The 2,018-nt window shown below is 69.0% G+C and carries 3 protein-coding genes and 1 pseudogene; 2 read left to right on the top strand and 2 right to left on the bottom strand.

Annotated elements, in window-relative coordinates; all coding sequences use genetic code 11:
• Positions 1–114 (top strand): annotated as a pseudogene (locus ABNF97_RS33805) (transposase); the annotation flags it as partial.
• A 28-nt stretch (positions 115–142) separates the two neighbouring features.
• Complete coding sequence (locus tag ABNF97_RS33800; protein ID WP_349341050.1) at positions 143–715, top strand: acyl-CoA dehydrogenase family protein; 573 nt, start codon at positions 143–145, stop codon at positions 713–715.
• Here ABNF97_RS33800 and ABNF97_RS33795 read toward each other — a convergent pair.
• Positions 685–1,167, bottom strand: coding sequence for an NUDIX domain-containing protein (locus tag ABNF97_RS33795; protein ID WP_349341049.1), 483 nt, complete (start codon positions 1,165–1,167; stop codon positions 685–687). The two genes, ABNF97_RS33800 and ABNF97_RS33795, sit on opposite strands and share 31 nt — an antisense overlap.
• Positions 1,168–1,391: 224 nt before the next feature.
• Positions 1,392–1,865 carry a hypothetical protein gene (locus ABNF97_RS33790; protein ID WP_349341048.1) on the bottom strand — a complete coding sequence of 158 codons (474 nt, stop codon included), beginning with the start codon at positions 1,863–1,865 and terminating at the stop codon, positions 1,392–1,394.
• Positions 1,866–2,018 lie beyond the last annotated feature (153 nt).

Here is a 2,018-nt window from a genome sequence, read left to right as displayed (position 1 = left end):
GACACCGCGATCGGCGACTACATCCGCTGGCGCAACCAACGCGCGAAGCCGAAGACATCATTCGCCGCCGGCTCCAAGATCCGCCACCCGGATTACCCGTTCAAGGCTGCATGACGAGGCACTAGCTGGCTGGTCGTGGGGCGTGTTGCGGCTGCATGACGTGCCCGTCGACCCGGCCGTGGATCTACTCGGCCGGGCAGGCGACGGGCTCGCAGTGTTCCGTCGCCACTTCGCCCGGTTCCGGCCCCTGATCACCGCCACCGCCCTCGGCGCCGCCGCCGGGGTCCATACCCTCGTCGCCGATGCGCTCGCGGCCCGGCGCAAGGTCGGAGTGCTGCCTCGGGTGCGCGACAACGCGCTGATCACCCTCGGGCGCACCCACGCCGAGATCACCGCCGCGCTGCTCGCCACGATCACCACCAGCCGGCTCGCCGCGACCGGACATCCGCACGCCGACCTGGCGGCCCGAGTCGGTAAGGCCGCTGGCATCGACACCGCCCACCGCGCCGTGACCGACCTCGCCCCGCTGCTGGGGGCATGGGGGTTCCAGCAGAACAGCCCGATCGCAAAGGCTCGTGCCGACCTGACCGGCCTGCTCTACGCCGACGGCGTGCACGACAGCCTGTACCGGTCCGGCGGCATCAGCCTCCTGCACGCGTCGATGGCCGCTTCGCCACCACCGGTTCAGACGACGCGAGTCCCGTCCTCCAGGTAGCCGGTAACGCCATCAGTCACCGCCTCTAGCGCGACGGCGACCCGCCGAGCCAGCAGCGGCGAAAGCCGCTGCTGCGCCTCGGCCAGGGTCGACCACGCCCAGCCACGCAGTTCGTCGGCGGGCAGATGAATCTCACCGGTCCGCGTCGCGTCCAGGATCCCGCCGTCATAGACGAACATGACCCCCTCGGTACGGCCGGTACGCGGCGGCACCCAGTCCACCACCAGCAGACGACCGGGCGCGATCGACAGGCCGAGCTCTTCCTTCAGCTCGCGCACCGCGGCGTCGTACGGCGACTCGTCCGCGTCGACCGCACCACCAGGCAGCTCCCAGTAGTCCTTGTACACCGGCTCGACCAGCAGAATCCGGCCGTCGTCGTCGCGAAGCAGCACGCCAGAACCCATCCGCTTGCGCGGCAACGTCGCGGTGTAGTCGCCAGACGATGAGGTCACCGAGGGAGGCTACCCGGCCAGCGCCACCTCATACCGGAAGTCTGGTCCATCCCGACGCCCCCACCAGCGCAGACGGGGCGGACGCCGCACAGCGCGGCTCTCGCGCGCCGCCGAGACCGGCGTACGGAAGCAGCAAACCCGGGCGTACGGCGGGCCGCGTTCGCCGAGGACCGACCGCGAGGGCGGCCGTACTGACGCGGCGCGGTACGCACCCGTCGAGTCGGCTATTCGCCGTCGTCGTGGAACTCCCAGCCGCAGTCGCGGCACTTCCGGCCCCACCATTCCTCGGCCCAGTCGTGCCGCTCGTTGATCATGGCGATGTCGCCGCAGACGACGCAGAGGAAGGCGTACTGGCAGGCGGAGGTGTCGTAGCCCTTACGGCGGTGCTCCGGTACGTCCCGGACCGGGATCCACCCGTTGCCAGGAATCTGGTGCGAGAGCCAGTATTTCTCGTAGCCACATCGGACACAGGTCTCGACCCGCTCGCAGAGCCGGTTGCCGTCGGTGGGCTCGCCGTACTTGTGAACTGATCGGGTGGGCAGCGGGGTACGTCCGCAGACGCACCGTCGTTCCTGTCGGCACGGGTTCGCGGGGTCGACCCGCCTGTCGTGTGGCATTTCCTCGAAACTGTGCAGGGTGAGCAGGCACATCGTCCGGCGGAACCAGCCGACGTGTCGCTGCGGCGCTGTCCGGTCCACGTCCACCCTCGACCTTCGTCGGGCGTTAGCCCGGGTGATTCACCGTGATCGTCAAGATGTGCTGTTCGTCGGCGTGTAGATAAGCGGAAGTGCCTGCCCTGCAAGGGAAACTTGTGATTGCGACATCTACAGGTTTCTCTCTGAGGGAGGCAC

This window comes from Plantactinospora sp. B6F1, from assembly GCF_040120695.1.
In the GTDB taxonomy this organism is placed as follows: domain Bacteria; phylum Actinomycetota; class Actinomycetes; order Mycobacteriales; family Micromonosporaceae; genus Plantactinospora.
The sequence above is the reverse complement of the archived record's forward strand: the minus strand, read 5'-3'. Positions and strand labels throughout refer to the sequence as shown.